Below are 19,651 nucleotides of genomic sequence, written 5' to 3' on the forward strand. Positions count from 1 at the left end.
AGCTCTCGGCGGGAACTGGGCTCTCGGCGAGAACTGGACTATCGGTGGGAACTGAGCTCTCGGTGGGAAGTGGGCTGTCGGTGGGAAGTGAGCTCTCGGCGGGAAGTGGGCTGTCGGCGGGAAGTGAGCTCTCGGCGGGAAGTGGGCTGTCGGCGGGAAGTGAGCTCTCGGCGGGAAGTGGGCTCTCGGCGGCCGGGGTCAGCGGAGGCGGAGGCGGACGTGCTGGCCCGGGCCGATGCGTGTGATGAGGTCGAGGTCGGCGGCGACGACGTGACCGACGACGTTGACCGTCGCGTCGGCGGGCAGGTCTCGGCGCTGGACCGCGATCTCGCCCTTGTAGCGCCCGGCGGCGTCGTTGTCGACGGTCACCGAGCCGAACGCGCGCCCGACCGTGGCGGTGGGCGGGATCGAGACGTCGGCGAGGGCGGAACGGGCCCCCTCCAGCCGCACCATCGCCGCGGCATCGTCGGTGCGGTTGCGGTCGACGACGGCGAGCCGGGCCACCACCTCCTCGGGTACCGGCGCGGTGAGCTCGACCTCCAGCTCGACGAGGTCCTCCTGCACCCAGGCCCGCCAGGCCCGACGGGTGCGTTCGGACAGCGACGGGTCGCCGACGAAGACGTCGTCCACGCCGAGCCTGCGCAGGTCGATGGCCGCGGCGACCGGGTGGGTGTCGCGGTGGCGCTCCAGGGTCGGCAGCCCGAAGCCGAGCGGGATGCGGCGCACGCCGTCGCCCGGCACCCACGCCTGCACGGTGAGGCCGAGCTCGTGGAACATCCGGGTCTGGGCGAGGAGGAACTCGTCCGACAGCCCGGTGTACGGCTTGGGGTAGAAGTTGTGCGAGATCCCGATGCCCTCGGTCCGCATCCCCATCCCCACGAGTCGCTCGAAGTCTCCCGGGGTGGCGGTCGAGGCGTTGAACCAGACCGGGATCGAGCGGGAGAGCGCGACGATCTCCTCCTCGCTCAGCCCGTAGTCGACCCGCAGGGCGGTGACGCCCCAGTCCCGCATGGTCCCCGCGGTGGTGACGTCCAGGCCGACGGCGGCCAGCGAGGGGCCGGAGATGTCGACGACAAGCCCGAGCCCGGCGTCCCGCGCCAGCGCGCCGACCCGCTGCATCCGTGCCCGGAAGTCGCCCTCCGGCTCCTCCGGCACGTGCAGTGAGCCGAAGAGCATGGTGAAGCCGTCGTCCCGGGCGGTGGCGCACATCCGCTCGGCGACGTCGAGGTGCCGGAAGTAGGCCGACAGACCGAATGTCGCGGTGCTCATCGGGGGTCCTCCAGAGGCAGGCGGTAGACGCTGAGCCGCTCTGCGGTGCCGTCCGCGAGCGCCTCCGGGTCCCAGTCCGCGAGCCAGTCGCGGTCGGGCACCCGGACGAAGCCGTAGCGTCGGTAGAGCCGCTGCGCGTCCGTCATCGCGGGCATCGAGGAGAGCACGAGGGCGATGTGGCCGCCGGCCCGCGCCCGCTCCTCGGCGGCCCGCAGCAGTGCCTCGGCCACCCCGCGGCGCCGGTGGTCGGGCGAGACGCCGAGCATGCGGATCTCGAGCTCGCCGGGCAGGGCCACCTCGGCGTGCGAGGTACCGGCCTCCACGAGCGTGAGCCCGCCGAGCACCTCCTCGCCGTCGTACGCGGCGAGCACGGCGACGACGTCGGGGAGCCGGCCCGCGACGTCCCGCAGCACCTCGACGTACGGGTCGTCGGCAGGGAGGAGCGCGTCGCGGACGTAGGCGGCGGCGACGGCCGCGCCCAGACGCTCAGCGTCCTCGGGACGCACGTCACGGACGACGACGGTCCCGGTGGTCGCGGTCACGCGGCGCCGCCGTCGTCCACCAGGTCGGCGACGGCCTCCGGCCCACCGGCGAGGAGCGCCTCGAAGCCGGCCTCGTCGAGGATCGGGCGGCCGAGCTCGCGGGCGCGGGTCTCCTTGCTGCCTGCGTTCTCACCGACGACGACGAAGTCGGTCTTCTTCGACACCGAGCCGGAGGCCTTGCCGCCGCGGGCGATGATCGCCTCCTTGGCGCTGTCCCGGGAGTAGTTCTCCAGCGACCCGGTGACGACGACGGTGAGCCCCTCGAGTGTGCGCGGCACCGAGTCGTCGCGCTCGTCGGCCATCCGCACCCCGGCCGCCCGCCACGCCTCGATGACCTCCAGGTGCCAGTTCGGCTCCTCCCCCGGCCCGGGCTCGGCGAACCAGTCCTTGACCGCCTCGGCGATCGTCGGGCCGACGCCGTCGACGGCGGCGAGCTCCTCGACCGTCGCGCTGCGGATCGCGTCGATGGACCCGAACTCGGTGGCCAGCGCCCGGGCCGCGGTGGGTCCGACGTGGCGGATGGACAGGGCGACGAGCACCCGCCACAGCGGCTGGGTCTTGGCCTTCTCCAGCTCGGTGAGCATCCGCTCGAGGTTCTTCGACGGCTTCGTGGGCACCCGGACGGTGCCGTCGGCGTTCCGCTGCTCCTTGGTCCAGAAGGCGCGCACGCAGCGCCAGTCGCCGGTCTCCTCGCCGCGGACCGTCTTCGGCTGCCAGACCCACACGTCGCGCAGGTCCTCGGCGGTGAGGTCGAAGAGCTGGGCCTCGGAGGTGAGCGGGGGCTGCTGCACGGGGGGCAGCCCGAGGGCGATGAGCTCCTCCTCCGAGGGCAGCTCCTGGCCCTCGGCGAGCCGGACGGTGCCGGTCTCGGTCTCGATGGCGTGGCCGCTCGCTAGCGCCGCGAGGGCAGCCGGCCGCCGGGCATCGGGGTTGGTCAGCGCGAGGGCCGCCTCCTCCCCGAGCGCCTCGATGTCGAGGGCGCCGCGGGAGGCGATGAACTCCACGCGCGCGGCGAGCTGGGCCGGGCAGTGCTCGGCGTTGGGACAGCGCAGGTCGACGTCGGACTCCTTGGCCGGCGCCAGCGGGGCGCCGCAGGAGGGGCACTCGGTGGGCATGACGAACTCGCGCTCGGTGCCGTCGCGCAGGTCGACGACGGGGGCGACGATCTCGGGGATGACGTCGCCGGCCTTGCGCAGGACGACCGTGTCCCCGATCCGCACCCCCTTGCGCTTGACCTCGTTGGCGTTGTGGAGGGTGGCCATCGCCACCGTCGATCCGGCGACGAGGACCGGCTCCATCACCCCGTAGGGCGTGACGCGGCCGGTGCGGCCGACGTTGACCCGGATGTCCAGGAGCTTGGTGGTGACCTCCTCGGGCGGGTACTTGTACGCCACCGCCCAGCGCGGCACCCGGGAGGTGGCGCCGAGCTGGCGCTGGAGGGCGAAGTCGTCGACCTTGACGACGATGCCGTCGATCTCGTGGACGCCGTCGTGCCGGTGCTCACCGTGGTAGGCGATGAGCTCTTCCAGCTCCGCCTCGCTGGTCACCCGCCGCGTGTGCGGCGAGACAGGCAGCCCCCACGCGGCGAGGAGGTCGTACATGGCGTGCTGGGTGGTGGGCCGCTCCTCCGGCGGGACCTCCCCCCAGTCGATGGCACCCACGCCGTGGGCGATCATGTCGAGCTTCCGGGCGGCGGTGACCCGGGGGTCCTTCTGCCGCAGCGACCCCGCGGCAGAGTTGCGCGGGTTGGCGTAGGGCGGCTTGCCGGCAGCGACCAGCGAGGCGTTGAGCTCCTCGAAGGCGGCCACCGGGAAGAACACCTCCCCGCGGACCTCGATGAAGTCCGGCACCGCCGGGCCGGTGAGAGTGGTGGGCACGGAGTCGATGGTGCGGACGTTGAGGGTGACGTCCTCCCCCACCCGTCCGTCGCCGCGGGTGGCGGCCCGCACGAGGCGGCCGTGCTCGTAGCTGAGGTTGACGGCGAGCCCGTCGATCTTGAGCTCGGCGGTGAAGGCGACGTCGGTGCGGCCGATCTCGCGCTGGACCCGTGCGACCCACTCGGCCAGCTCCTCCAGGGAGAAGACGTCCTCCAGGCTCATCATCTGCTGGCGGTGCTCGACGATGCCGAACTCGGTGGAGTACGTGCCGCCGACGCGCTGGGTGGGTGAGTCGGGGGTGCGCAGGTCGGGGTGCTCCTCCTCGAGCTGCTCGAGCTCCCGGAAGAGGGCGTCGAACTCGGCGTCGGAGATCGTCGGCGCATCGCGCACGTAGTAGGCGAACTGGGCGGCCTCGACCCGCTCGGCGAGCTCGGCCCACCGCTCACGCGCCTCGGGCGGTGCCTCGGGCGGGACGTCGGCGGTGGTGACGGGGAGGTCGGCTGCGTCGTCGTGGGTGCTCACGGTCGAATCATGCCTGGCGCCACCGACGCGGGCATAGCATGGCGGGCGTGGCGGAGGAGGGCGTGGAGCACACCGGACAGGGGCCCGACTGGCGCCCGCTCGTGGCGGCCCTGGCCAACCCGCACGCCCGCCGGCTGTGGGCGCAGGTCGTGCTCGGGGCCGAGCCCGAGGAGGTCGGCGCGGGGATGGGGGCGTCGCGCAGGCGGCGTGCGGTGGCCGCGCTGGTGGACGCCGGCCTGCTCGCGGAGGTCGACGGCCGGCTCGTCGAACGCAGCGACACCCTCGGCCGGCTCCTCGCCGCCGCCGGGCGTCCGCGTCCGCGGGGGCCGGAGCGGTTCCTCACGGGCAGCGGCGAGATCGACCGCTACCCGGTGGACGACGGCGAGCGGCGTGCGCTGCTCGAGCTGGTCGTGACACAGGTGCTGGAACCGGAGGAGGTGGTCTCCGAGGCCGAGCTCGGGTAGCGGCTGCGGCGGTTCTCCGCGGACACCGCGACGCTGCGGCGGTACCTCGTGGAGGAGGAGCTCCTCGAGCGCACCCGGTCGGGGTCGGAGTACGCGCGCGTCCGTGACGACGACGGAGCCGCGGCCGGCGACCCGTCGACCTGACGCCCCGGCGTCCCCACGCCCGCGACGTCGCGACGGACAGGCGCAGCCGCGGCGCTCACCGCGAGCCGCCGGACGGGTCGTGAGCCCGGCCCGCCTGGGCACCACCGGCCCACCTCAGGCGCCCCCGCGCTCGAGCACCGCGCGGGCGGTGAGCCAGACCGCGGGGTCCGGGTCGGCGGCCAGGTCGGTGAGCGCCCGGCGCGCCGCCGCGCCCGGCACCTCGGTGAGCGCCTGGGCGAGACGTCGCCGGACCTCGACACCCGCGCCGGGTCCTGCCTGCCGGAGGAGCTCGGCCACCACCTGCTCGGCCACGTCCTCATCGGTGGCCAGGCTGCCGAGCAGCTCGGCGGCCTCGACGTCGCACCGTCCGTCGGCCGCCATCCGGGCCAGCTCCGGCACGGCCGCCCGCTGCCCCCGCGCCCCGAGCGCCAGCGCGGCGCGGCTGCGGACGACGTCGTCGGGGTCGGAGAGCGCCTCCGCGAGGAGCGCGGCTGCCGCGTCCCCTGGGATGTCGGCGACCGCCTCCACGGCCCGCCGGCGCACGTCCACCTGCGGCGCACGAAGGCCCTCGGCGAGGGAGGTCGTCGCCGCCTCCCCCGCCCGGGCCAGCGCCCAGCGCAGCGCACCGGCGAGGTTCGGCTCGGTCTCGGCGACCACCGCCCGGGCCAGCACCGCCGCGGGTGGCTGTGCGGCGCCGCCCTCGGCGAGCACCGTCCGCTGCCGGAGCGCGGGCGGTGCGGCGTCGAGGGTGCGGAGCAGCCGGACGATGCGCAGGACGTCGCGCCAGTCGTCCGGCTCGGTGGCGGCGACCCACTGGAGGCGGTCGAGCAGCTCCTCCTCCTGGGCGATGCGCTGCCGGGTCCGCGCGACGAGGTCGGCGACGAGTGCGGCGGGGGCGAACCCCGGCTCTTCGAGGGCGCGCCGGACCTCGGCCAGCGACAGCCCGAGCGAGCGCAGGCACTCGATGTGGAAGATGCGGCGGATGTCCGCCTCGGTGTACTCGCGGTAACCCGCGGCGGTGCGGCCCGTGGGCCGCACCAGCCCCTGCGCCTCGTAGTGGCGCAGCATCCGGGCGCTCACATCGGAGCGCCGGGCGACCTCGCCGATCAGCACGGCGGCTCCGCGGGCGCCGGGGCGGCGTTGGTGAGCACCACTCGCGTGGCCTCGTCGCGGGCGAGGTCCAGGGCGCTGTCGGGGTCGTGCCGGAGCTGCTCGGTCATCCGGGCGTGGGCCCGCACGTCCGGGTCCGCGGCGCGCGCCGCCTCCTCCAGGAACGGGACCGCCGCGTCGCCGAGCGCGACGAGCGCCCGGCTCAGGCTGAGCCGGGTGTCGCGGTCGCCGCGCCCCAGCTCCTGCGCCAGCTGTGCTGCCAGTGCGGCCTCCTCCCCGGGCGGGACCAGGACGACGGCGGCCCGCCAGGCACTGCGGGCGACGTCGTCGTCCGCATCGTGCACCAGGTCGGCCACCGCGGGCCAGGCCGTCGGGTCCCCGATCTTCGACAGGGTGTGCAGCGCCTGGCTGCGCGCCTGGGCCCGGGCCGCGCCGAGCTCGAGGAGGAGCAGCGGGACGGTGACCGGTGCCGGGTGCCGGGTGAGCGCCCAGGTGAGCATGTCCCGGACGAAGAAGTCCGGCTCGGTGCCGCACCGCTGGACCAGTGGCTCGACGAGCGTCGGGGCGGGGCCGGTGCCGGCGGCGAGCGCCGCCCGCAGCCGGGCCGAGGGGTCGGGGTGGGACAGCGCCGCGCGCAGGGCGGACGGGTCGCGTCGGGTCGGGTGCATGGCGACCACCTCCTTCGTCGGGCAGTCAAGACCTTGTCAGCGTGTCAAGGTCAAGCGCCACCGACATCGGACCAGCTCACCGCGTGCGTTCGGGTACCGCTGCGCGGCGGGTGGTGCCGGGGCGTGCGGGCCGGTCGCCCACGGTCACCGGGCCGGTGGCCCGGGGCCGCAGGTCGAGGCGGCGCAGCAGCTGGGCGTTGAGCGCCACGACGACGGTGGACAGCGACATGAGCAGCGCCCCCACGGCCATCGGCATGACGAACCCGACCGGGGCGAGTACGCCGGCAGCGAGCGGCACGGCGAGGAGGTTGTACCCGGCGGCCCACCACAGGTTCTGCTTCATCTTGCGGTAGGCGGCACGGGAGAGCCGCACGACGGAGAGCACCGAGCGCGGGTCGTCGGAGGCGAGGACGACCCCGGCGGAGGCGATCGCGACGTCGGTGCCGGCGCCGATGGCGATGCCGACGTCGGCCTGGGCGAGGGCCGGGGCGTCGTTCACCCCGTCCCCGACCATCGCCACGACCCTGCCCGCACGCTGGAGGCCGGCGACCTGCTCGCTCTTGTCCTCCGGGCGGACCTCGGCGAAGACCTGGTCGATCCCCAGCTCCGCCGCGACGGCTCGGGCGACCGGTGCGGCGTCGCCGGTGACCATCGCGACGCGGACGCCGAGGGCGTGGAGGGCGTCGACCGCCTCACGTGACTCCGGCCGGACCTCGTCGGCGAGGGCGAGGGCGCCCGCGACCGCACCGTCGACGAGGACGTGGAGGACGGTGTCGCCGCGGGCGGACCATGCCTCGCTCACCGGGAGCGGGCCGAGGCCGGACCCGGTGAGGAGGTCGGGCCCGCCGACGGCGACGGCCCGGCCCCCGACCGCGGCCCGTACCCCGACGGCGGTCGCGGCCGAGAAACCCGTGGCCGGCGGGACGGGGAGGCCGCGTTCCGTCGCGGCGGCGACGACCGCCCGGGCGAGCGGGTGCTCGCTGGCTGCTTCGGCGGCGGCCGCGAGCGCGAGCAGCTCCTCCTCGGTGTGCGGACCGGCGGCGGCCAGGGCCGTGACGGCGGGCCGCCCCTCGGTCAGGGTGCCGGTCTTGTCGAAGAGCACGGTGTCCACCGTCCGCATCCGCTCCAGCGCGAGTCGGTCCTTGACGAGCACTCCGCCGCGGGCGGCCCGCTCGGTGGCGATGGAGACCACGAGCGGGATCGCCAGACCCAGCGCATGGGGGCAGGCGATGACGAGGACGGTGACGACCCGGACGAGCGCCTGCGCGGGCGACCCGACGAGGGTCCAGGCGACGAGCGTGACGGCGGCGGCGCCGAGCGCGAACCAGAACAGCCAGCCGGCCGCCCGGTCGGCCAGGCGCTGAGCGCGTGACGAGGAGGACTGTGCCTGCGCCACGAGCCGTCGGATGCCGGCGAGGGCGGTGTCCTGCCCGACGGCGGTGACGCGCACCCACAGGGCGTCGTCCGTGGCCACGGTGCCGGCGACGACGTGGTCGCCGGCACCGCGCCGCACGGGGACCGACTCGCCGGTGATCATCGACTCGTCGACGTCGGCCGCCCCGGCGACGACCTCGCCGTCGGCCGGGACGCGTCCACCGGGACGGACGACGACGACGTCGCCGAGCCGCAGCTCGGCCGGCGTGACGGTGACGACGGAGTCCCCCTCCACCCGCTCCGCCTCGTCGGGGAGCAGTGCGGCCAGGGAGTCGAGCGCCGAGGACGTCCGGGCGAGGGAGCGCATCTCCGTCCAGTGGCCGAGCAGCATGATGACGACGAGCAGCGCCAGCTCCCACCAGAACTCCAGCTCGTGGGACAGGACGCCGAGCCGCGCGCCCCAGGAGGCGAGGAAGGCGACGGTGATCGCCATGCCGATGAGGAGCATCATCCCGGGGCGGCGGGCCCTCACCTCGCCGACCGCGCCGGTGAGGAAGGGCCACCCGCCCCAGAGGTAGACGACCGTGCCGAGCACCGGTGCCACCCAGGTGACCCCGGGGACGGCGGGCAGCCGGTAGCCCGCGATGTCGGCGAACATCGGGCTGAGCAGCACCGTGGGTGTCGCCAGCACGAGCATGGTCCAGAAGAGGCGGCGGTACTGGGCGACGTGGTCGCCGTGGTCCCCGTGGCCGTGGTGCCCGTGGGCCCCGGAGTGCTCACCATGCCCGGGGGCGCCGTGGCGCCCGTCGTGGTCGTGCCCGTGGGCGCCACCGTGCCCGTCGGGGTGGTGGGAGGCGCCGCCACCGTGACCGCCGTGCCCGTGGTGGTCGGGCTCGCTGCCGTGTGTGGGGCGGCGGGTCTGGTGGGCGTCCTCGCCCGCCGGTGGGAGGTGCTCGTGGTGGTGCGCCCGGTCCCCACCCCGGTCGTGGGTGGGGTGCCCCTGGACGTGGTCGGGCTCGCCGTGCGTGCTCAAGGTCGTCCCTCCCGGGCGGCCGGCGCCACCCTCGGTCGACACCCCTCGGGGGTATGCCGCCGCCAACGCCGCTCCGCCCACCACTATTCCGCTGCACGGCCGCCCCCGCGAGGGTCGCCCCGCGAGGTGTCCGTCCGCGGGCGGACACCCGTTTCCACCCCACGGCTGACGTCGCGCGTCGGTGCGGGCTGGCAGGCTAGAAGCATGTGCGGCCGCTATGCATCGTTCCGTCAGGCGCAGGACCTCGCCGACGCCTTCGACGTCGCCGAGATCGCCGAGGAGGCGGCCGAGGTCCGCCCCTCCTTCAACGTCGCCCCCACCGACCAGGTCCGGGTCATCCTCGAGCGCAGCGACGACGGCGTGCGCCGGGAGATGCACGCCGCGCGGTGGGGGCTGGTCCCCGCGTTCGCCGACGACCCGCGGATCGGAGCCCGGATGATCAACGCCCGGATCGAGACCGTGGCGCAGAAGAACGCCTTCGCCAAGTCGCTGCGCACCCGGCGCTGCATCCTGCCGGCCGACGGCTACTTCGAGTGGCGCGAGGAGGAGGGCGGGCGGAAGACGCCCCACTTCATCCACCGGTCGGACGCCGCTCCCCTCGCCTTCGCCGGGCTCTACGCCTTCTGGCGGGACCCGACGAAGGACGAGAACGACCCCACCCGGTGGCTGCTGTCGGCGACGATCCTCACCCGGCCCGCACGCGAGCAGCTCGCCGGCATCCACGACCGGGAGCCGGTGGTGCTGCGCAACGAGGCCGTCGCCCACTGGCTCGACCCCTCGATCACGGCACCCGAGGAGGCGCTGGCGGCGATCACGCCCGACGGCCCGGGCCTCCAGTTCCACCGGGTGGGTCCGCGTGTCGGCAACGTCCGGGTGGACTCCCCCGACCTCATCGAGCCGGTGGACTGACCCCAGGTGTCCCACCCGCCCGTCCAACCCCCGCCACCGACCGGGCAGCCGTGGACCGGCCCGCCCCCGCCCGGGCTGTGGCAGCCCGCCGTCCCACCAGGGTCGCCGCCGGGCCGGCTGCCCTGGCCGGCGGCCGGGCACCACCCGGCGCAGACGGTGGGACCGGGCACCCCGCCCCGCCCTTCCACGCCCGCTGTCGGGGGCCCGCACGTGGGCGACCTCGTGGTCGTCCTGGTGCTCTCGGCGATCTTCGTCCTGCCGTCCTTCGCCCTCGCGCTGGGGGCCCACCACCCGGTGAGCCTCCTCGCCGGCACGGCGGCCTCGATCGCGATGCCGGTGGCGCTGTACTGGCGGCGCACCCACCCGGTCCGCTCCGCCGTTGTCGTGTACGTCGCGGCCCTGGTCCACTTCGTGTGCGGCGTGCCGCTCATGCCGGCCGACGTCCTCATCTTCGTGGCCCTGTACTCCGTCACCGTCTACGGACCGGTCTGGGCCGGCCGCGCGGCGCTCGGCGGGGCGCTGCTCGGCTCGCTGCTCCAGGGGTTGGCCCTGGTGAGCTCCGGCCCCGACGGCCCGTCGGTCGACTGGGGGCTGGTCCGCGCCAACCTCCTCTCGGTCGTCTACGCCGCCTTCCTCATCGCGGTGGTCTGCCTCCTGGTGTGGGCGCTCGGGCTGCTGCGCCGCAGCCGCCTCGCGCACACCGAGACCCTGGCCGAGCGCGCCCGGCGGCTGGAGATCGAGCGCGACCAGCAGGCCCAGATCGCCACCGCCGCGGAGCGCTCCCGCATCGCCCGGGAGATGCACGACGTCGTGGCCCACTCGCTGTCCGTCGTCATCGCCCAGGCCGACGGCGGGCGCTACGCCGCTGCGCACGACCCCGAGGCAGCCGTCCGCGCCCTGACGACGATCAGCGAGACCGGCCGGGCGGCACTGGCCGACATGCGAAAGATCCTGGGCGTGCTGCGTGCCCCGGGCACCGAGCACGACGCCCAGGCCACCGCCCCCCAGCCGATCGACGCCGACCTCGACGCCCTCGTCGAGCAGATGCGGTCCTCCGGGCTGGAGGTCTCGCTCGTGCGGGTCGGTGCGGCCCGCCAGCTCCCCCCGGGACTCGGGCTCACGCTCTACCGGATCTGCCAGGAGGCGCTGACGAACGTGCTCAAGCACGGCGGTCCGTCGGCGACGGCCACGGTGCTCCTCCAGTGGGGGCCGCAGCGGGTCGTCGTCCAGGTCGACGACACGGGCCGCGGCGCCGCGGCCACCGGCGACGGCGCCGGCCAGGGACTCCTCGGCATGCGGGAGCGGGTCAACCTGTTCGCCGGCACCCTCGAGGCCGGTCCGAAGCCCGGCGGCGGGTTCCGGGTCCGCGCCGAGATCCCGCTGCCCGGCTCCACCTACCTCGGCTACGGCGGCGGGACACCCCCGGCCGACGGGGCGCCGCCGCTCGCCCCGGCATCATGGCCTCAGCAGCAGTAGAACGGAGCCACGTGACCACCACCCCGCCTGCCGACCACCCGATCCGCGTCGCCCTCGTCGACGACCAGCAGCTCGTCCGTGCCGGCTTCGCGCTCGTCATCAACTCCCAGCCCGATATGGAGGTCGTGGTCGAGGCCTCCGACGGCGCCCAGGCGCTGCGTCTGCTCGAGTCCTTCACCGCCGACGTCGTGCTCATGGACGTGCGGATGGCCGGGATGGACGGGCTGACCGCCACCGAGCAGCTCATGGCCCGCGGCGGCAGCACCCCGCCGAAGGTCGTCATTCTCACGACCTTCGACCTCGACGAGTACGTGATGCGCGCCATCAAGGCCGGGGCGAGCGGGTTCCTCCTCAAGGACGTGCCGCCGGAGGACATGCTCGCGGCCATCCGCACCGTGCACGCCGGCGACGGCGTCATCGCGCCGTCGTCGACGAAGCGCCTCATCGAGCACCTCGCCCAGATCCTGCCCGACGAGCAGAAGGCGCCCCCGGCCGTCCTGGACGCCCTGACCGACCGCGAGCGCGAGGTGCTCGTCCTCATGGCCCGGGGCCGGAACAACACCGAGATCGCGGCCGAGCTCTTCGTCGCCGAGGCCACCGTGAAGACCCACGTGGGGCGGGTGCTCGCCAAGCTCGGCGCCCGCGACCGCGTGCAGGCCGTGGTCATCGCCTACGAGACCGGCCTGGTCACCCCCGGGTCCTGACCGGTTCCCGGGCTCCCAGACCTCCACAGCCCCACCGTGCCGGCTCGCGGCGACGGGGTCGATGAGTTCTCGGGCCGGCGCCGGTCGGTCACCCCATGGCCAACGTCATCTACTCCATGACCGTCTCGGTGGACGGCTTCGTCACCGACCGCTCCGGCGGGCTCGAGTGGTCGGTGCCCGACGAGGAGCTCTTCCGGTTCCACCTCGCCAGGACGAAGGAGCTCGCCGGGCACCTCCAGGGCCGCCGGCTCTACGAGGCCATGCTCGTGTGGGAGACCGACCCCGCGTTCCGGGAGACGGAGCTCGAGGCGGAGTTCGCCGACGTCTGGACCGCGCTGCCGAAGGTCGTCCTCAGCCGCACGCTCGAGCGGGTCGAGGGCAGCTCGCGGCTCGCGCGCGCGTCGCTGGAGGAGGAGCTCGCCGCGTTCGACGGCGACGTCGGGATCGGCGGTGCCGAGCTGGCGGCGGCCGCGATCGAGCGCGACCTCGTCGACGAGCTCCACGTCTTCCGGTACCCGATCGTCCTCGGCGGCGGCACGCCCTACCTGCCGCCGCTCCCCGAGCCGCTCCGGCTCGACCGGGTGGGCACCACGGAGTTCGGCTCCGGGGTGGTCCTCGAGCGCTACCGCCGGGTGCGCTGAGCCGGCGGTACGCGCGCCGCTCCCAGCCGCCGTCCTCCGTCCTGAGCCGTCGGCCGCACGCCCTGTGCGGGCCCCGCACACTGGTGTCCGGCCAGGTCGTGTCACGCTCCCTGCGGCTCGGCGGTCGTACCCGGTGGGCCACGACGTACGACCCCGGGATGACACGACAAGCGTCCTGCGGCACGACGCGCAGTCCCCGACGGCGGCCCTAGCGTTCGGAGCGTCAAGGAACGACGCGGCCCCGCCGCCCGACCAGGAGGACCTCCGTGACCACTACCCCCACCGCGACGCGAGCGCCCGCGGTCCACGCCCGCGGCCTGAGCAAGGTCTACGGCAGCGGTGACGTCGCCGTGCACGCGCTGCGCGGCGTCGACGTCGCGTTCGCCAGCGGCGCGTTCACCGCGATCATGGGACCGTCCGGCTCGGGCAAGTCGACCCTCATGCACCTGCTCGCCGGTCTCGACACGGCCACCGGCGGCCAGGTCTTCCTCGGCGACACCGAGCTCACCACGCTCAACGACACCCGACTCACCCTGCTGCGCCGCGAGCGGGTGGGCTTCGTCTTCCAGTCCTTCAACCTGCTGCCGATGTTCACCGCACTGCAGAACATCACCCTGCCGTGCGAGCTCGCCGGCGCCACCGCCGACCAGGCATGGCTGGACACGCTCGTGGACACCCTGGGCCTGCGTGACCGGCTCACGCACCGCCCCAGCGAGCTGTCCGGCGGCCAGCAGCAGCGGGTGGCGATCGCCCGCGCCCTCGTCACCCGCCCCGACGTCGTCTTCGCCGACGAGCCCACCGGCAACCTCGACTCCCGTTCCGGGGCGGAGGTGCTCTCCTTCCTCCGCACCAGCGTCCGCGAGCTGGGCCAGACCGTGGTCATGGTGACGCACGACCCGGTCGCGGCGTCCTACGCCGACAGCGTGGTCCTGCTCGCCGACGGGCGGATCGCCGGCACCATCGACAGCCCCACCCCCGAGTCCGTGCTCGCCGGGCTCGACGCGCTGCGCACGGTGAACGCCTGATGCTCCGGCTCACCCTCGCCCAGATGCGGCGCAGCACCGTACGCCTGCTCGCCGCCGGGCTCGCCATCGCGATCGGGACCGCGTTCATCGCCGCCACGCTCCTCGGCTCGGCGATCATGCGGGACACCACCTACGACGCGATGACGGCTGAGGTCGCCGGCGCCGACGTCGTCGTCGCGGGCGCCGAGGCGCCCTTCTCCCCGGGGGACCTCGCCGACGTGCGCGCACTGCCCGGCGTCTCGGTGGCCGACGGGGAGGCCGGCCTGTTCACGTCCTTCGCGGCCGGGGCCCGCGAGGACTGGGCGCCGGTGCACACCGTCCCCTCACCGGGCCTCGAGCGCACCGAGCTGCTCGAGGGAGAGCTCCCCACCGCCACCGGGCAGGTCGCCGTCACCGCGGGGACCGCCGAGCGGCTGGAGGTGGGGCTCGGCGACATCGTGGCCACGGAGGCGGAGGTCATGCGGCCGGATGCCACCGACGAGGACTGGTTCGCGATGGTCGCGGACAAGCTCGTGGTCACCGGCATCCTCGCCGACCCGTCGCCGCTCTCCGGGTTCGGGTCGCTCGCCCTGGTGAGCGAGACGCAGCGCGACGCGTGGACGGCGGAGGCGGACACCCCGACCGCCTTCCACACCCTGCTCGTCAACACCGCCGACGGCGTGTCCGCGGACGACGTCGCCGACACCGTCGCCGAGATGTTCCCGGACGCCCTGGTCCAGACCGGGGAGCAGTACGCGCAGCAGCGCACCGCCGAGCTCACCGGCAGCACCTACCTGTTCACCGCGCTCATCCTCGCCTTCGGCGCCCTGGCGATGTTCGTCGCGGCGATCGTCATCACCAACACCTTCCAGGTGCTCGTCGCCCAGCGCACCCACACCCTCGCGCTGCTGCGCGCCGTCGGCGCCACCACCGGCCAGGTCCGCCGCTCCGTCCTGCTCGAGGCGCTCCTCCTCGGGACCGTCTCGGGGGTCGTCGGCCTGACGCTCGGGGTCGGGCTGGCCCAGGTCGCGCTGTGGGTGCTGCCCGACCAGGAGCTCGGCGTGCCGCTGCCCGAGACGGTGACGGTCACCCCGGCCGTGGTGCTCGTGCCGGTCGTCACCGGCGCGCTGGTCACCTGGCTCGCCGCCCTGGCACCGGCGCGGGCCGCCACCCGGGTGTCCCCGCTGGCGGCGCTGCGGCCCCCGCAGCCGCCCGACCCCCGCGGCGCCTCGCGCACCCGCGTGGTGCTCTCCGTGCTCCTCCTCGCCGTCGGGGCCGTGCTCATCGGCGGCGCCGTCGTCCTCGGCGGGAGCGACGTCTCCCCCGACACCGCCATCCTCGGCGGGCTCGCCCTCGGCGTCCTCGGCGGGTTCGTCTCCTTCGCCGGCGTCATGCTCGGGGTGGTGTTCATCGCCCCGGGTGTGGTCCGTGTGCTCGGGCGCCTCACCGCGCGTCTGGGCGGGGGGACGACGGTGCGGATCACCACTGCCAACGCCACCCGCAACCCGCGGCGGACCGCGGCGACGGCCACCGCCCTGGTCATCGGGGTCACCCTCGTCACCCTGATGTCCACCGGCGCGGTGAGCGCACGCGCCAGCCTGGACGCCCTGCTGCGGGCCCAGTTCCCGGTGGACATGCTCGTCGAGTCGACCGCGTGGGACGCCGAGACCGGCCAGATGCTCGACCTCACCCCCGCCCAGGTGGCCACGGTCCGGGAGACCGAGGGCGTGGCCGAGGTCGCCGAGGTCTCCCGGCTGTTCCTGCCGTTGAGCGACGGCGGCCCGAGCGACATGGTCCTGGAGATCCCGGTCGTGGCCGTCGACCCGGACGCCGCCGCCGGCGTGCTGCACGACGACCGCATCCTCGGCGGGCTGACGGCGACAACCGTCGTCGCCGGCCCGATGTGGGCGTCGGACATGGGCGTCGAGGAGGGCGACGTGCTCACCCTGGAGGATGTCGAGGTGACCGTCGTGCTGGCCGACGTCGGCCGGGAGGCCTACGTGTCGACCGAGCTGAGCCGGCGCCTCGTCTCCGACCCGCCCGTGTCCCAGCTGTGGGCCCGGCTCACCGACAGCAGCTCGGCCCAGACGATCACCGACGTCCAGGACCGGCTCACCGAGCTGGGCGCGACGGGCACCGACGCCCCCGAGGCCTCCACCCCCTTCGTCACCGGCCCGGCCGCCGAGCGGGCGATGTACGAGCAGGTCATCAACACCCTGCTGGCCATCGTCGTCGGGCTCCTGGGCGTGGCCGTGGTCATCGCCCTCATCGGCGTGGCGAACACGCTGTCACTGTCAGTCATCGAACGGCGCCGCGAGTCCGCGCTGCTGCGCGCGATGGGGCTGACCCGGCGCCAGTTGCGCGCGATGCTCGGCATCGAGGGCGTGCTCCTCGCGCTGACGGGGGTGCTCATCGGCATCGTCCTCGGCCTGCTCTACGGGTGGGCCGGTACGGCCGTGCTCCTCGGCCAGACCGACGAGCTGACCATCGCGGTGCCGTGGTTGCACATCGCGGCGATCGTCCTCGTCGCCGTCCTCGCCGGGCTGGCCGCCTCGGTGCTGCCCGCGCGCAGCGCGGTGCGCACCCCACCGGTCGCGGCACTGGCGACCGAGTAGACTCGCCGGTGCCGGATGGAGGGCCGGCACCGGCGCCGCCGGACCCCGCCGCGTCCCGGACACGGCGGGGTCCTGTCATGAGGGAGGGCGACGCGAGCCCCGGCGCGGCTCGGATGCCCGCGGACGGCGCGGGCTGCGGCAGGCGGTCAACGTCGACGCCCGGGGGCTCGACGGCGTCGTCGACGGGCCGAGCTCAGGCGACGGCGCGGGGCGGTCGCGTGCTGTTCGCCCACGCGACCGACGGTGGCACGAGCAGGCCGGCCGTCACCGCCACCGGCACCGCGACGAGGAGGGCGACCACCCACCACTCCCGGCTCCCGGCCTGCGAGACCCCGGTCGCCAGGACGAGCAGCTGCCACGTGACCACCGGTCCCCGCCCCCACCGCCGGCGCTGGTGGAGCGCCCGGACGGCCGCGAGGAGCACGGCGACGAGGCTGAGGAAGATGACGGCGAGCACCGCCGTGACGCCCGGCGCCCTCGTCCGCCCGGACAGCACCTCGAGGAGCATGCCGACGCTCAGCGCGACAAGGGCGCCGGCCTCGACGAGCACGAGGAGGAGGGCGAGCAGAAGGGGCACGGGCGGGCGCGCGGCCTTGTCGGTGGTCACGGTCCCCGAGCGTACGACGTGTGACTGGTGTGACGAACACCACGCCCGTTCAGGAGCAGTTCACCGTCGTCTCCCTCTTGTTCGCGACGGTCCGTCGTGTGAGGGTTGATGGCAGTCATTTCCGGGCCATCCCTCCACGATCACTCGCGGCCCGGTGCTGCGCCGAAAAGGAGTTGCCTAGCCATGGACTGGCGTCACAAAGCTGCTTGCCTCACCGAGGACCCGGAGCTCTTCTTCCCGATCGGCAACACCGGGCCCGCGCTGCTGCAGATCGAGGAGGCCAAGGCCGTCTGCCGCCGCTGCGACGTCGTGGACACCTGCCTGGAGTGGGCGATGGAGAACGGCCAGGACGCCGGCGTGTGGGGCGGCCTGTCCGAGGACGAGCGGCGCGCGCTCAAGCGGCGCACCGCGCGCGCCCGCCGCGCCTCCTGAGCGCTTGACGACACTCCCGAGCAGGCCCCCGGTGCCCGTCACGGCACCGGGGGCCTCCTCCGTCCCGGACGACGGCGGCCTGTTCTCCGGCGTCACCGACTTCGCCATCTCCCTCATGGAGACCCTCGGCGGGCCGGGCGTGGCGATCGCCATCGCCCTGGAGAACCTCTTTCCCCCGATCCCCAGCGAGGTCGTCCTCCCGCTGGCCGGGTTCACGGCCAGCCAGGGCGACCTCTCCCTCGTCGGGGTCATCCTGTGGACCGTCGCCGGCTCGCTGGTCGGTGCCCTCCTGCTCTACGGGCTGGGCGCCGGGCTCGGCATCCACCGGCTGCGCGCCATCGCCGACCGCCTCCCGCTCGTCGACGCCCACGACATCGACGACACCGAGCGGTGGTTCGCCCGCCACGGCCCCAAGGCGGTCTTCTTCGGCCGGATGCTGCCGATCTTCCGCAGCCTCATCTCCATCCCCGCGGGTATCGAGCGCATGCCGCTGCTCCGCTTCGCGGCCCTGACGACGGCGGGCTCGACGATCTGGAACACCGTGCTCGTCTGCGCCGGCTACCTGCTCGGCGAGCAGTGGCACGTCGTGGAGCAGTACACCGGCATCCTGCAGTGGGCGGTCATCGCCGCGATCGTCGGCGCGGTCGCGTGGTTCGTCTGGAGCCGCACCGGGCGCCGCGGGCGGCGCCGCCGCGAACGCGGGTCCGGGCCCTCGGCCTGACCGGACGCGCGACCAGGTCTGCGTTCACCCCGACCCGGCGCACGAGCCGCTACCGGGCGTCGCCGATCCGTGCCCGGACGACGACCTCGGTCCCCCCGCCGTCCGCAGGCCTCCACTCGATCGTGCCGCCGAGCTCGCCCCGGACCAGCGTGGAGACGATCTGCGTCCCGAGACCGCCCAGGACACTGCCCTCCTCCATGCCGCGGCCGTCGTCGCGGACGGTGACCTCCAGCGCCTGGCCGTCCCGCTCCGCACTGACGACCACGGTGCCCCCCTCCCGTCCCAGCCCGTGCTGGACGGCGTTGGTGACGAGCTCGGTGAGCACCACGGCCAGCGCCGTCGCGTCGTCGGCCGGGACCTCCCCGAAGCGGCCCTGCACCTCGGTGCGCACGTGCCCCTCCCCTGCGGCGACGTCCGCCGAGAGGCGCAGCACCCGGACGAACAGGGTGTCGAAGTCGACGATCTCGTCGATGATCTGGGAGAGCATGTCGTGGACCAGCGCGATCGTGGAGACCCGGCGGATCGCGTCGCCCAGCGCACTGCGCACCTCCGGGTTGTCCGAGCGGCGGGCCTGCAGCCGCAGCACGGCGGCCACGGTCTGCAGGTTGTTCTTCACCCGGTGGTGGATCTCCCGGATGGTGGCGTCCTTGGTGAGGAGCTCGAGCTCCTGCCGCCGGACCTCGGTGACGTCCCGGCACAGCAGCACGGCGCCCCGGCGCTGGCCGTTCTCGGTGATGGGGATGGCCCGGAAGGAGACGACGACGCCGTGGGCCTCGACCTCGGCACGCAGTGCGGCGCGGCCGGTCAGGACGAGCGGGAGGGACTCCTCCACCGAGCTGCTGCCCTCGAGCACCTCGGTGACGGCCTCGGCGAGGACCTTGCCGGTGAGGTCGCCGATGATGCCCAGGCGGTGGAAGCAGGACAGCGCGTTCGGGCTGGCGTAGAGCACCTCGCCGTCCAGGCCGAGACGGAGCAGCCCGTCACCCACACGCGGGGCGCCGCGGCGCGAGCCCCGGGGCGAGTCGGGCTGGGGGAACTCCCCGCGGGCGATCATGCCGCAGATGGCGTCGGCGGCCTCGACGTAGTTGAGCTCCAGCCGGCTCGACGTCCGGGTGATCCCCAGGTTCGCCTGGCGGGAGATCACCGCGATCGTCTGGCCGTCGTGGATCACCGGGATGGCGTCCTCGCGCACGGCGTGCGCCCCGATCCAGCGCGGCTCCGTGGCCCGCACCGGGACGCCCCGCTCCATCGCCTGCCGCAGCAGGCGCCGCCGCCCCGCCGGGATGAGCCGGCCCACGACGTCCTCGTAATAGACGGTCGCGCCGGTCGACGGCCGGCAGTGCGCGACGATGAGGAAGTCCTCCTCCCCCATCGGGATGCACAGGAGCAGGTCAGCGAAGGAGAGGTCGGACACGACCTGCCAGTCACCGACCAGCTGGTGGAGCCACTCGATGCTGCGCCGGTCGAGCCGGGAGCGGTCCTGGATGAGTTCGCTGAGCGTCGACACCCCGTCAGCATATGCGCGGCGCCGGGCCGCCC

General features: G+C 74.6%; 18 protein-coding genes. 10 read left to right on the top strand and 8 right to left on the bottom strand.

What is annotated here, in order from left to right; all coding sequences use genetic code 11:
• Nucleotides 1-198 precede the first annotated feature (198 nt).
• From Q0195_RS10935 to ligA, 3 genes are read right to left on the bottom strand one after another with little or no spacing between them, the layout of a single operon-like run.
• A complete protein-coding gene (locus Q0195_RS10935) occupies nucleotides 199-1,269 on the bottom strand; it encodes a MupG family TIM beta-alpha barrel fold protein (RefSeq protein WP_299278299.1) in 1,071 nt (356 codons plus the stop codon).
• Nucleotides 1,266-1,811 carry a GNAT family N-acetyltransferase gene (locus Q0195_RS10940; RefSeq protein ID WP_299278301.1) on the bottom strand — a complete coding sequence of 182 codons (546 nt, stop codon included), beginning with the start codon at nucleotides 1,809-1,811 and terminating at the stop codon, nucleotides 1,266-1,268. The genes Q0195_RS10935 and Q0195_RS10940 overlap by 4 nt, the downstream gene beginning before the upstream one ends.
• Nucleotides 1,808-4,210 (bottom strand): NAD-dependent DNA ligase LigA, encoded by a 2,403-nt coding sequence (gene ligA / locus Q0195_RS10945; RefSeq protein ID WP_299278305.1) that lies wholly within the window; start codon nucleotides 4,208-4,210, stop codon nucleotides 1,808-1,810. The genes Q0195_RS10940 and ligA overlap by 4 nt, the downstream gene beginning before the upstream one ends.
• A gap of 47 nt (nucleotides 4,211-4,257) precedes the next feature.
• Here ligA and Q0195_RS10950 point away from each other — a divergent pair, with 47 nt between their 5' ends.
• Together Q0195_RS10950 and Q0195_RS10955 are read left to right on the top strand one after the other, a co-directional pair.
• A complete protein-coding gene (locus tag Q0195_RS10950; RefSeq protein ID WP_299278307.1) occupies nucleotides 4,258-4,674 on the top strand; it encodes a DUF2087 domain-containing protein in 417 nt (138 codons plus the stop codon).
• 3 nt (nucleotides 4,675-4,677) lie between these two features.
• Complete coding sequence (locus Q0195_RS10955; RefSeq protein ID WP_299278337.1) at nucleotides 4,678-4,818, top strand: DUF2087 domain-containing protein; 141 nt, start codon at nucleotides 4,678-4,680, stop codon at nucleotides 4,816-4,818.
• A gap of 114 nt (nucleotides 4,819-4,932) precedes the next feature.
• Here Q0195_RS10955 and Q0195_RS10960 read toward each other — a convergent pair whose 3' ends face one another.
• From Q0195_RS10960 to Q0195_RS10970, 3 genes are all read right to left on the bottom strand, one after another.
• Nucleotides 4,933-5,931 (bottom strand): MerR family transcriptional regulator, encoded by a 999-nt coding sequence (locus tag Q0195_RS10960; protein WP_299278309.1) that lies wholly within the window; start codon nucleotides 5,929-5,931, stop codon nucleotides 4,933-4,935.
• Nucleotides 5,925-6,596, bottom strand: a complete 672-nt coding sequence (locus tag Q0195_RS10965; protein ID WP_299278312.1) for a HEAT repeat domain-containing protein — start codon at nucleotides 6,594-6,596, stop codon at nucleotides 5,925-5,927. Before Q0195_RS10965 ends, Q0195_RS10960 begins: the two co-directional genes overlap by 7 nt.
• Before the next feature lie 76 nt (nucleotides 6,597-6,672).
• Complete coding sequence (locus Q0195_RS10970; RefSeq protein ID WP_299278314.1) at nucleotides 6,673-9,003, bottom strand: heavy metal translocating P-type ATPase; 2,331 nt, start codon at nucleotides 9,001-9,003, stop codon at nucleotides 6,673-6,675.
• Between the two features lie 204 nt (nucleotides 9,004-9,207).
• Between Q0195_RS10970 and Q0195_RS10975 the strand changes: the two genes are divergently transcribed.
• The 6 genes from Q0195_RS10975 to Q0195_RS11000 all read left to right on the top strand — a co-directional run bounded on the left by Q0195_RS10975 (nucleotide 9,208) and on the right by Q0195_RS11000 (nucleotide 16,352).
• Nucleotides 9,208-9,912, top strand: a complete 705-nt coding sequence (locus Q0195_RS10975; RefSeq protein WP_299278316.1) for an SOS response-associated peptidase — start codon at nucleotides 9,208-9,210, stop codon at nucleotides 9,910-9,912.
• Nucleotides 9,913-10,122: 210 nt separating this feature from the next.
• Complete coding sequence (locus Q0195_RS10980; protein ID WP_299278319.1) at nucleotides 10,123-11,388, top strand: histidine kinase; 1,266 nt, start codon at nucleotides 10,123-10,125, stop codon at nucleotides 11,386-11,388.
• Nucleotides 11,370-12,092, top strand: coding sequence for a response regulator transcription factor (locus tag Q0195_RS10985; RefSeq protein ID WP_299278321.1), 723 nt, complete (start codon nucleotides 11,370-11,372; stop codon nucleotides 12,090-12,092). The genes Q0195_RS10980 and Q0195_RS10985 overlap by 19 nt, the downstream gene beginning before the upstream one ends.
• Nucleotides 12,093-12,187: 95 nt before the next feature.
• Nucleotides 12,188-12,733, top strand: a complete 546-nt coding sequence (locus tag Q0195_RS10990; RefSeq protein ID WP_299278323.1) for a dihydrofolate reductase family protein — start codon at nucleotides 12,188-12,190, stop codon at nucleotides 12,731-12,733.
• A 266-nt stretch (nucleotides 12,734-12,999) separates the two neighbouring features.
• Nucleotides 13,000-13,758 carry an ABC transporter ATP-binding protein gene (locus Q0195_RS10995; RefSeq protein WP_299278326.1) on the top strand — a complete coding sequence of 253 codons (759 nt, stop codon included), beginning with the start codon at nucleotides 13,000-13,002 and terminating at the stop codon, nucleotides 13,756-13,758.
• The gene (locus Q0195_RS11000) at nucleotides 13,758-16,352 is read left to right on the top strand and encodes an FtsX-like permease family protein (RefSeq protein WP_299278328.1); all 2,595 of its coding nucleotides are present in this window, start codon (nucleotides 13,758-13,760) and stop codon (nucleotides 16,350-16,352) included. The genes Q0195_RS10995 and Q0195_RS11000 overlap by 1 nt, the downstream gene beginning before the upstream one ends.
• A gap of 193 nt (nucleotides 16,353-16,545) precedes the next feature.
• Here Q0195_RS11000 and Q0195_RS11005 read toward each other — a convergent pair whose 3' ends face one another.
• Nucleotides 16,546-16,959: a hypothetical protein gene (locus tag Q0195_RS11005; protein ID WP_299278330.1), complete on the bottom strand. Its 414-nt coding sequence runs from the start codon at nucleotides 16,957-16,959 to the stop codon at nucleotides 16,546-16,548.
• A gap of 183 nt (nucleotides 16,960-17,142) precedes the next feature.
• On the opposite strand from Q0195_RS11005, the gene Q0195_RS11010 reads away from it, so the two are divergent.
• Together Q0195_RS11010 and Q0195_RS11015 are read left to right on the top strand one after the other, a co-directional pair.
• Nucleotides 17,143-17,391: a WhiB family transcriptional regulator gene (locus Q0195_RS11010; RefSeq protein WP_299278332.1), complete on the top strand. Its 249-nt coding sequence runs from the start codon at nucleotides 17,143-17,145 to the stop codon at nucleotides 17,389-17,391.
• A gap of 115 nt (nucleotides 17,392-17,506) precedes the next feature.
• Entirely contained in the window at nucleotides 17,507-18,112 is a 606-nt protein-coding gene (locus tag Q0195_RS11015; RefSeq protein ID WP_299278340.1) for a DedA family protein, read from the top strand.
• 49 nt (nucleotides 18,113-18,161) lie between these two features.
• Here the strand turns inward: Q0195_RS11015 and Q0195_RS11020 are convergent, their stop codons facing one another.
• On the bottom strand, nucleotides 18,162-19,619 hold the full coding sequence (locus Q0195_RS11020) for a PAS domain-containing sensor histidine kinase (protein ID WP_299278335.1): 1,458 nt from the start codon (nucleotides 19,617-19,619) through the stop codon (nucleotides 18,162-18,164).
• Nucleotides 19,620-19,651: the final 32 nt, after the last annotated feature.

This window comes from uncultured Georgenia sp., assembly GCF_937958535.1.
In the GTDB taxonomy this organism is placed as follows: Bacteria; Actinomycetota; Actinomycetes; order Actinomycetales; family Actinomycetaceae; genus Oceanitalea.